This is a genomic window from Sedimentitalea arenosa (genome assembly GCF_016428585.1).
GTDB classification, from domain to species: domain Bacteria; phylum Pseudomonadota; class Alphaproteobacteria; order Rhodobacterales; family Rhodobacteraceae; genus Sedimentitalea; species Sedimentitalea arenosa.
On record NZ_JAELVR010000013.1, the window covers coordinates 161802 to 171585 of the forward strand.

8 protein-coding genes and 4 pseudogenes are annotated in these 9784 nt (G+C 59.0%); 5 read left to right on the forward strand and 7 right to left on the reverse strand.

Going from position 1 to position 9784, the window contains the following annotated elements; all coding sequences use genetic code 11:
• Positions 1-47 precede the first annotated feature (47 nt).
• Entirely contained in the window at positions 48-236 is a 189-nt protein-coding gene (locus JF290_RS18190) for a hypothetical protein (RefSeq protein WP_199026326.1), read from the reverse strand.
• 397 nt (positions 237-633) lie between these two features.
• On the opposite strand from JF290_RS18190, the gene JF290_RS18195 reads away from it, so the two are divergent.
• Positions 634-2784, forward strand: a complete 2151-nt coding sequence (locus JF290_RS18195; RefSeq protein WP_199026327.1) for a DUF3141 domain-containing protein — start codon at positions 634-636, stop codon at positions 2782-2784.
• A gap of 37 nt (positions 2785-2821) precedes the next feature.
• Here the strand turns inward: JF290_RS18195 and JF290_RS19630 are convergent.
• A pseudogene (locus JF290_RS19630) lies at positions 2822-3084 on the reverse strand (DDE-type integrase/transposase/recombinase); the annotation flags it as partial.
• Between JF290_RS19630 and JF290_RS18200 the strand changes: the two are divergent.
• Positions 3080-3315: pseudogene (locus JF290_RS18200) on the forward strand (integrase core domain-containing protein); the annotation flags it as partial. The pseudogenes JF290_RS19630 and JF290_RS18200 overlap by 5 nt on opposite strands.
• Before the next feature lie 37 nt (positions 3316-3352).
• Here JF290_RS18200 and JF290_RS19635 read toward each other — a convergent pair.
• From JF290_RS19635 to JF290_RS18215, 4 genes and pseudogenes are all read right to left on the reverse strand, one after another.
• Positions 3353-3482, reverse strand: a pseudogene (locus JF290_RS19635) (IS6 family transposase); the annotation flags it as partial.
• Positions 3483-3623: 141 nt separating this feature from the next.
• Positions 3624-4607, reverse strand: coding sequence for a SphA family protein (locus tag JF290_RS18205; RefSeq protein WP_199026328.1), 984 nt, complete (start codon positions 4605-4607; stop codon positions 3624-3626).
• A 12-nt stretch (positions 4608-4619) separates the two neighbouring features.
• Complete coding sequence (locus JF290_RS18210; RefSeq protein WP_199026329.1) at positions 4620-6407, reverse strand: DUF3604 domain-containing protein; 1788 nt, start codon at positions 6405-6407, stop codon at positions 4620-4622.
• 5 nt (positions 6408-6412) lie between these two features.
• On the reverse strand, positions 6413-8257 hold the full coding sequence (locus JF290_RS18215; RefSeq protein WP_199026330.1) for a DUF3604 domain-containing protein: 1845 nt from the start codon (positions 8255-8257) through the stop codon (positions 6413-6415).
• Between JF290_RS18215 and JF290_RS18220 the strand changes: the two genes are divergently transcribed.
• From JF290_RS18220 to JF290_RS19850, 3 genes are all read left to right on the forward strand, one after another.
• Entirely contained in the window at positions 8256-8582 is a 327-nt protein-coding gene (locus tag JF290_RS18220; RefSeq protein ID WP_199026331.1) for a hypothetical protein, read from the forward strand. The genes JF290_RS18215 and JF290_RS18220 overlap by 2 nt on opposite strands.
• Before the next feature lie 84 nt (positions 8583-8666).
• A complete protein-coding gene (locus JF290_RS18225; RefSeq protein ID WP_199026332.1) occupies positions 8667-9344 on the forward strand; it encodes a Crp/Fnr family transcriptional regulator in 678 nt (225 codons plus the stop codon).
• Between the two features lie 38 nt (positions 9345-9382).
• Entirely contained in the window at positions 9383-9505 is a 123-nt protein-coding gene (locus JF290_RS19850; RefSeq protein ID WP_425503970.1) for a YgjP-like metallopeptidase domain-containing protein, read from the forward strand.
• A 177-nt stretch (positions 9506-9682) separates the two neighbouring features.
• Here JF290_RS19850 and JF290_RS18235 read toward each other — a convergent pair.
• Positions 9683-9784: pseudogene (locus tag JF290_RS18235) on the reverse strand (IS5/IS1182 family transposase); the annotation flags it as partial.

Here is a 9784-nt window from a genome sequence, read left to right on the forward strand (position 1 = left end):
ACAAAGGTTCAAATGGCTCCGGTCATCGCGTGACTCGCTCGCATTGCTCATGTTTTCATCTGTCCCGGCAGGCTCACAAGGGTGGCGCGCACCGGCAGCGGATATTTGGTTTCAATCGGCTCAAGCCCCATCCCCTGCCCTGCGCACGCGAGGTCCATTGCATCACCCACCCCCTCGGGCAACCGCATCTCCAACGCGTGGCACGCCATATCGCGCACGTGGTCAGCCGTGTTCATTTCGTCTCGATTTCCGCCACTGATTCTGACATCGCCATCATTTCCACGTCTCCGTTGCCGATCTTTGCCTCGACGCCAGAGTCTGTGCATTCTCGCAGGCAAGGCAAGTCCTTGCGCCAAGTAACTTTCGAAAGGACGGCTAACGCCCATATCCGGCCCTGACCGATGCAAACCAATTGGGGCAAAGCGTGTCTGGCCCGTCGAGAGTGCACGCATGTCGTGTCTGGGCTTTCAACGCCGTCTGCCGCGCTTATCAACGAAGGGGCCACGCGGCGTTGGCAGATCTGGCCAAGGGTCAATTTCCCATGCGTCACGTTTCGGTCTTCGCCCCCGCGTCGCTTGCAAACGGGAAACCAACTATTAGCTTTTGCATCGACGATGGTCTTGCAGGTGCGTCATGAAACCGTTCTTCACTCCGACCTCCCAAATTGATTACGCATTCGATGCCTGGCAGCGGAGCGTCCTCTTCCTGGATGTGCTGCGGAACCGCGGCGATCAGTATCGCGAGCACATCGAGAGCAAGACGCCACATGTCCTGGTCTACGACTTCGAACTGATCAGCGACGGCGCCGGTTTTCCTCGGCCGGTGAACTACAAGCTGGTCCGCATCCTGCCGCCCGAAGGTGTCGAGATCGATCCCGCCAAACGGCCTTTCGTCGTGATCGACCCGCGCGCCGGGCACGGGCCTGGCATTGGCGGGTTCAAGGCCGACAGCGAGATCGGCGTCGCCCTGGAAGCCGGCCACCCGACCTATTTCATCGGCTTCACGCCCGAACCGGTGCCGGGGCAGACGATCGAGGATGTCGCCCGCGCCGAGGCGCGCTTCATCGAGATCGTGATCGAACGCCACCCCGACGCGGCCGAGAAACCCTGTGTCATCGGCAATTGCCAAGCGGGATGGGCGGTGCCGATGCTGGCCGCGGTCCGGCCCGAGTTGTTCGGGCCGATGATCCTGCCGGGCGCGCCGCTGTCCTACTGGGCTGGCGTGCGCGGCAAAAACCCGATGCGCTATTCCGGCGGGCTTCTGGGCGGAACCTGGCTCACCTCGCTGACCAGCGACTTGGGCGCCGGCATCTTCGACGGCGCCTGGCTGGTCTTCAACTTCGAGAACCAGAACCCGGCGAACACCTACTGGAAGAAGCAATACAACGTCTATGCCAACGTCGATACCGAGCCCGAACGCTATCTGGGGTTCGAACGCTGGTGGGGCGGGCATGTCCTGTTGGGCGGCGAAGAGATGCAGTGGATCACCGACAACCTTTTTGTCGGCAACAAGCTGTCGGCGGGAATGATCCGGACCTCGGACGGCGAAGCGGTCGATCTGCGCAACATCAAGTCACCGATCGTGATCTTCTGTTCCTGGGGTGACAATATTACCCCGCCGCAGCAGGCGCTGGACTGGATCCTCGATGCCTATGACGATGTCGCCGAAATCCGCGCCCGCGGGCAGACCATCGTCTACACCATCCATGACCAGACCGGGCACCTTGGGATTTTCGTGTCGGGATCGATCGCGCGCAAGCAGCATGCCGAGTTCGCCTCCAACATCGACATGATCGATATCCTTCCGCCCGGACTCTACGAGGCGGTGCTAACCACCAAGACCCCGGACATGGATGGCGCGGACATGGTCGGCGGCGATTGGCTGATGCGGTGCGAGCGGCGCGACCTCGACGATATTCGCGCCCTGGGCCACAACGATATTGAAGACGATAAACGCTTCGAGACCGTGGCACGGATGTCCGAGGTGAACCTCGCGCTCTACCGGACCTTTGCGCGCCCCTTCGTGCAGGCCATGAGCACGGCCCCCTGGGCGCAGGCCATGCGGCAGCTTCATCCCTCGCGAGTCGGATTCGAGGCGTTCTCGTCCGCGAATCCATTCCTGTGGTGGGTCGAGCCGCTGGCCGAGCAGGTGCGCCAGAACCGGCGCCCGGTCGCAAAAGACAACCCGTTCCTGGCCCTGCAGGAACGCGGATCGGACCAGATCGAACAGGCGCTCGACAACTGGCGTGTCGCTGTCGAACGGATGAGCGAGAAGACCTTCATGACAGTGTTCGGCAATCCGGCGCTTCAAAGCGCGTTTGGGGTCGACCCGAATGGAACGGCTCCCCCTCGCAAGGCGGCAAAAAGCGTGCTGTCCCGCGAACTGGTTGCGGCACATGAGGCCGATCTGCGTTCCCGGATGGCACAGGGCGGCGTGTTTGCCGCATTGATACGGGCACTGCTCTACATCCGGATACCGTCAGGCACAGCCGACGAGCGCGGATTTGCGATGATCCGCCGATTGCGCCGCCTGGTTCCAGAGGCAAAAGACTGCGACCTGCAGGACTTCAAGGCCGCACTGCGTGAGCAGTTCGAGATGCTGCACGTGGACGAAAGCGCGGCCATGGCGGCCTTCCCCGAGCTTCTGCCGGACGAACCTGAAACGAGAAGCCGGATGCTGGAACTGCTGCGAGAAGTTCTGGACGTGACCGGCGATCTCGATCCGGAAGGCGCGCGGCGGTTTGCCGAAATCTCCGACCATCTGGAGGAGGTGTCAGACCGATGAGAACTGGTCGTACAAAAGGCAGAATCGCTGTTCCGCACGCCGTACCAAGCTGACGCCACTCGGCGAGAGCGGCGCGGTTGAGCTTGAAATTCTGTCGGGAGCAATGGTGGCGTTCCTGGTGAAATGGTTTTGGACCGAGGCGTGAACGGAGACGAATTTCTGCAGACTTCGCACCCCCCGGAATCGCTGTATCGCCCGTTCTCGTAGTCGGAATGGCAGGTGAGAATTCTCCGCTCGATTGTTCAACCAACGACCGGTTTCCTGCCGGTCGACCGCGCCAACGACCTTTCAGGCAGCACCAGGCAAGCCGATGCAGAACGGTCTGGCAAAAAGCTTCAATGACAGCCTGCGGGATGAGTGCCTGAACGACCACCGGTTCCCAACCTTGCGCCATGCCCGCCATCTGATTGCGGCTTGGCGCGCCGACCACAACGATCACCGCCCGCTCTCGAGCCTCGACGGGCTCATCCTGCCGGAATATCATAAACGGCCAAGAGAGGACCAAAAAACCTGAACAGCGCGAACCTATAAACGCGGACTCCAAGGGGAGCAGGTCAGTGGCAGACCTCGATGCCATGCTCATGCGGCAGGTCCTCCACATTACGCAGCGAGAGCGGGAAGCGAACATGCATCATGCCCGCCAGGCGTATGATCTCGCGTCTGGTCGGAAAAAATTTGAACGAGTCTGTTTTCGTCACGGCGGAACGGTACGAGACCACCCTGCCCCGCTTAAACGGATCCCCTCTGACAACGCCCTTTCCTCAGCTTCCGATCGTCGCGGGACAGCCAACCCTCCAACTTGAACGGTGGCGTTTACACAGGTGGTGTATTTGGCACCCTTAAAACGTCAAAGACATGTTCACCCAGAGAATATCGCTTTCAAACCGTCGCTTTGACTCGAATTCCTTGAAGTACTTCAACTGGAAACTCGCGTCGTGGCCAAATACGGTTGCCCCAGAGTAGGTGACCATCGGACCAAGTCCGTAGACCCGGGCCTTCAGCGAATTGGCGCCGAGGGCGGTGCGGGTCGCGACGGCTCCTGACCCGCTGTCATCACCGATCTGCTGATAGGCATACCCGGATACACCAAGGGCCAAGCCTGATTTCATGTGCTGCAACACAGTGCCCTCAAGGTTCAAGGCCGGGGCGTTCTGGTAATCTGTGGCCTTGTTGCGTGTGCTGATCAGCAGGCTGGCTGCGCCGGAAAACTCGAGACCAGTCGCAGGATCAAAATGGGTGGCGGCAAAGACCGGTTGGAACGACCAGATGTTCTTGCCGGTGTTGAGCGCGTTGATCGTGCGGTTTGGGACGTCTATCGAAGCCGTGCTATAGCTGCCGGTCGGGGCGTAGATCGATAATGCGGCGCTGTAGTGCCAGTTTCCAGTGTGCCAGCCAACCAGCGGGGTCAGGGTGATGTCGCCGATTCCAGAGGTGGTATCTTCGATCGCGACATCAACCAGCGGCGGTGTGACTCCGACAAATGAAAGCCCGGCGTCAAATACAAACGGAATATTCAGGTTCAACGCCGGAGTGCCGCCCCAAAGCTGGGTGTCGAATACCTTGGTCAGGCTAAGCTTTGCGAAGGTGACATCAAGATTGGTGTCAGCCCGGATCGGAAGGCCGCCCATTGTCAGCCCTTCAACCGACCCGTCCATGGTGACAACATCCAACCCAAGATAAAACCCCGGCCCCGGAACGATGCCCGCAAAGGCGGCGCGCGATCCCAACAAATAGGCACCGGCACCCCCTTCAACCGCGCCGGACGCGGAGGGAAGCGACGCCAGCGCCAGCGATGCGGCGGCGGCAAGAAATGTGTTTTTCATGATGTTTTCCGCTCAGCTCGGTGAAAACCAGATTGGCGAGCCCCAGGCGCGCTCTTGGATGGTCGCAGGAACGTCGCTCAACAGCGGTAGATTGTTGGGCACCGCGTCATAGGTCGACCAGCGCGGCGTCGGAATTTCCAGCACGCGGGCATAATAAAAGGCCCCTTCTGCCGGGTCAAAATCCGGGTCGGTCCAGCTGCCACTGAGGATCGGTGCCCCGATTTCGTTGGTGTAAAGCGCGGTGGTCACATCGACCGTGTTGCCAACAGCGGGCAGTTTTCCATTCGCATCGAGGGTGCGGTCACCGGACCATGCGACGTCGATGATCCTTTCGTGGGTGTCCCCGTTCGCGTCGACCCACCCCTTGACGATCTGGATGCGGTCCAGGTTTGCGCCGTCCGGGTCTTTGGCCGCGTAGACCGTGAATGTTGGGGCAGTTGAACCTGACCCCAAAACGCCGCCCATCGGCACGCCTTTGGCATAGCCGTACTCGACCATCTTCGCGGGATCGGAGACATCCGCGTCCAGATCTGCGCCGCCGAACATACGCACCTTGATGCGGGGGCCGGATGTCGCATAGGTTTCGCGCCGCTTCATCGCGTCCCAGATGCTGGCGCGAGTGTTTTCCTCGGCCCAGACCCCCGACAGCGACCCGATCGACAGATCCACGCCGTCGATCCAGCCACCAACACCGGCGGTGCGGCGGCGTTCCACGCTGCCGTCCTCGGGGCCGTGGCCACCAATGAAATCGTCTTCGGCCACGTCGCCCGGCAACCCGTTGTGGTTGTCAGTCCCGCCGATGAACCCCACCTGAAACGGGTTGGTGCCCAGCGATTGTTCATAGGCCAACCCGATCTTCAACCCTTCGCGCACAAAGTCCCGTTTATGGAAATAGCGGTTGGAATTCTTCTGTATCGAATTGGCAATCTCGAAATCAGCAAATTCGTCAGCTTGCCAGAACGCCTCGTGAACTTCCGAGTTGCCCTTGATCTGCATCATCTCGATCAACGGTTCCCACTTGTTTCGCGCCTGCGCATAGGCGGCATCCAACGGATTTCCAAAGCTGTCGAGATCGGGGAACATCTGCAGCTTGGAGGCATTTGAATTGTGCGGGATGGCCAACGGGGTTGATCCGTCATTTTCGGCGCCTTGTAGCCAAGCCCACAGTTCTTCGACCTTGTTGGTATCGTAGCTGGACAGCGGCGTGTCAGGCACCACGCTGTCGCGGAAGATCACGTTGCGGTGCATGTTGCCGCCATTCGGGGCCGCCGACCATTCAAACGCGATGAAGGCGGTGAAATTGCCGGGGTCATTGTGTTGTTCTGCGGCGTCGATTTCGATCTGCCAGCCGGATTTGGTTGTTTCAGGCCCCTGATAGAAGGGGGGATGGCTGGGATTGTCGCCGCGATTGTTGGAGACGACATATTTGTAGAACCACGCCTGCTTGTCCTCAAGGGATTCCAGGGTGCGAAGCTGTTCCAGGTCATCCTGCCCGTGTCCCGGCGCGTCCGGGAATATGGTGGAGTACATCTCGCCCAAGTATTCGACATGGTCGCTGATCGCGACAAAATCCAGCGGGCGATCCAGTTGCTTGTGACGCCCGTTGACGATCACGGGCTGTCCCTTGGCAAAACGAATGGCATCCGAGGGCATCAGCCGCGCGCCGCCAATATACGCGTCCAGGGACAAGGCGGTGTGTATATGCGTTTCGCCGAAATAGGCATTCCGCACCGGGGTCGGGTCGGCATTTGCCGCCCCGCACAGTCCCAGAACACAGATCGCGGCGAGCAAGTTTTTCAAGACAGTCATCCTTTGGGGGCGTACCAGATCGGCGATGTATAAGCGCGTTCCTGCACGGTCATCGGGATATGGTCGGGAAGGTCGAGGTTGAATTTGACCGCGTCATAAGCTGTCCAGCGCGGTGTCGGGATCTCGATCACCCGGGCGTAATAGAACGCCTTCAGCGCCGGGTCGAAATCCGGATCTTCCCAGACGGTCCCCAGTTCGGATGCTCCGATGGTGTTGGTCCAGGCCGGGATCGACAGGTCCACCGTGTTGCCAACCGGGGGCAGCTTGCCATCGGCGCCTGCCACGCGACCATCCGACCATGCCACATCATAGACTTTCTCGCGCGGTGTTCCGTCGGCTTCGATCCAACCTTTCACCATCTGTATCCGGTCCAGATTGGCGCCCATCGGGTCGCGTAGGGCGTAGACCAGGAAGGATGGCGCGCCGGTTCCGGGCAACATGTCCGCCCCCATGGGAACGCCCTTGGTATAGCCGACAAGCGCCAGATCACGGTGCCCGGCATCTTCGCTGGTGAAATCCCAGCCGCCGAAAAGGCGCACTCGCATCCTTGAACTGGTTGTTGCATAAACCTCGCGCCGTTCCATCGCGTCAAAGATCGCGCCGCGGGTGTTGGATGTGGCCCAGACGGCAGTCAGGCCAGAAGTGATATAGCGCCAGGAGTGATATTCGATATCCAGATCTTCATTGCGCTTTGACAGGTGATTGGCGCGATCTTCGCTGGGCTCATAGGCGGTGAACTTGCCGAAGAAATTGTCGTTGTCGGGTGTGGACAGTCCGGTATGTGCGTCTCCGGCCCCGACCAGGCCGAACTTGTAGGGGTTCGTGCCCAATTCGGTTTCCAGTTGCAGACCGCGCTGCAACCCCGAGCGGACATATTCGCCCGCCAGCATATATTTGATCTTGGCTTGGGACATATCCAGATTGGCCCAATCCCAGGTCTCGAAATCAGCAAATTCATCATCCGGTGACAGGAACGGGTGCGCTTCGCCGTCGCCCTTGATCTGGGTGGCCTCGTAAAGACGCTCCCATTTGTTGCGCTGTTCGGCATAGTTCGCATCAAACGCGGCCCCATCGGCAAAATCATCCAGCAAGGCAAACATCATGCCGTTGGACAGGTTTCCGTTATGGGGGATTGCGGTGACATCGCCGCCAACGGTATCTTCGTAATTCTGCAACCACTCCCACAATTTCCGCGGGTCTCGGCTGCCTATGGGCGGTGTCGTGGTGTAGGGCACGATCTGCTTTGCCCGCTCGGCCCCATCACGGAAAATCACGTTGCGGTGCAGATTATTTCCCTTTTCCAGCGAAGTCCATTCATAGGCAATGAACGTCGTGAATACACCGGGGTCGTTGAACTCTTCGGCGGCGTCCACGATGTCTTCCCAAACCCGCTTATAGGCTGGATTGCCGGGTTGGTAATTCAGAGCTTCGGATACTTCGCCCTGCGAAAACTGCCTGGTCAGTTCAAATGCAGCATCCTGTGCCCGTTTTCCTCCGGCGTTGAATTCTTCATGGAACATCTTGCCGTCAGGATCGGCCATGACGTTGGGTGTACCGGCCAGGATATCGGTGATCGCCCCCATAGCGTCGGAATGGTCGGTGATCATGAAGAAATCAAATGGGGTGCGCAGCTTGACCGGCTGGCCGGTGTTCGATGTCACCTGTTCACCACGCGCGAACCGGTAGGCATCGCGGGGCATCAGGGTCGTGCCACCGCCACCGGCATCGCCGGACAACCCGGTGTGAACATGGGTATCGCCAAAATAGACATTCTCGGGAAAGGACCGATTGGCGTAGGGCGAATATGGGCGTTCGGCAAAAACAGGCTCAAGGCCGGTCATGTCAATCGAATCCTGTGCTGTCGCACCGGTCGCGGCAATCGCAGTCAGAACCAAAACAGACAATGTGATGTTCAATCGTTTGATTTTCAAATCTCCCAAAATCTTGGCTTTGTCCCGGGGCCTGGCAGTCGTCGAACCCTTGCCTTGTGCTTGGCAACGTCTTGGCCCTCGCTTTCACGGGCTGCGCGGGTTGTTCTGCCAGGAACTGTCGTTTCCGCACATGGACCAGTGCCAAAAATCGCCAACAGGCTCTCTGACCGGATCAAACCGCAGGGGGAGGGCCAGTGTCATCGGTTTTGAGTCATTCGATATTCAACCCGGCTGAAACCTTCAGGGCAGATTCAAAATAGCATTGTTCCAGTTCCAGCATTGTATAGTTTTGGACAATCCTTGGAGTTTTTGCGGTGCAATGAAAAATGTTGGAAAACTGAGCGCCGGTTGGCTTGGCGACCTTCCACAGGCGTTTGTTGAACGCCTGGTGGCGATCGGCAGGTGGGTCCGGAAGGATCAGGGCCAGATCATCTACGGGATCGGCTCAGATGATACAAACCTGTACGGTATCGCCTCGGGTACGGCGCGGATGCAAATGGCGTTAAACGAGCACGAGCAAAGACTGTCGCATGTCATTGGCCCCGGGTTCTGGTTTGGAGAAAACGAACTGGTGTCCGGCGAGGCTCGCATGCTGGAGTTTGCGGCCGCAACCGGCATGTCGCTTCTGCAAATCACCCGAACCGATTTTCAGAACCTTGCACGTGATGTCCCTGACGCCTGGAGATGGATAGCCCTGCTGGCCGGACAGCACCTGATTACCGCCATCGGGGCGGCTGATGATCTGATGCTGCCGTCCTCGGAAAAACGCCTGGCCGCCGTGTTGCTGCGCCTTTCGGGAAACCGGCTTGGGCATCCACGCTCTCCTTCGATTGCGGTTATCCCGGTCACGCAACAGGAATTGGCCATTGCAGCAAACCTGTCCCGGGCGTCGGCAGGGCGCATTCTGAGAAAGCTGGAAACCAGCGGCGAAATCTCTCTTGAGTACCGCGCAGTGATGATCCGGGATTTCAACGCCTTGAGCGCGCGAATTCTGTGAGACTGTTGGCCTTGGTGAAAAAGTCGGCCATTGAGGCGGTGGAATACGAGCTTTGCCACATCGCTGTGCCACACCACTGCACCGCTTTCTTTGATCTGCTTGACCGAGTGATGCCGGATCGAGAGCGCTGGAAGCAACGCCTAAAGAGGATCTTGGCCTGAGAAATTCCGACGCTAGTCACCGTTGAACCAAATGAAAACATCTGGCCCGCATTAAACAAAAATGTGCTAAGTATCATACACTTGCAGAACTTCTCCAAATCAGCGCAGTCAGTAGGTGTAGAGAATACCGGCCCGGAGAGAACGCTCTAGCCCCTCCTAGGCTCCAGACTCATTGATTTACAGCCAGAACAAGACAGTAGCCGCGAGCGCGATTGCCGAGAGGAATACCGTCGGGGATCTGTCGTAGCGGGTGGCAACGCGACGCCAATCCTTCAGTCG